Below are 251 nucleotides of genomic sequence, written 5' to 3' on the forward strand. Positions count from 1 at the left end.
GAACATCGCATCTTTTAGAATGTACGGTAGTCTATGAATATTATGCGTTCCAAATACCATATCTACATGCTGATTTCTTTGCATAATTTTATTTACAACAGATTCCTCTTGAGACATACAACCACATACACCAATTAAAAGGTCTGGATTTCTTCGTTTGAGTGACTTTAAATGGCCTAGCTCACCAAACACCTTATTTTCAGCATTTTCACGAATTGCACAAGTGTTTAATAAAACTACATCTGCATCCT

At 34.7% G+C, this 251-nt stretch carries 1 pseudogene; it reads right to left on the bottom strand.

Annotated elements, in window-relative coordinates:
• A pseudogene (locus tag KVT27_RS25570) lies at positions 1-251 on the bottom strand (tRNA (N6-isopentenyl adenosine(37)-C2)-methylthiotransferase MiaB); the annotation flags it as partial.

Source organism: Lysinibacillus sp. GbtcB16, assembly GCF_019091145.1.
Classification (GTDB): Bacteria; Bacillota; Bacilli; order Bacillales_A; family Planococcaceae; genus Lysinibacillus; species Lysinibacillus fusiformis.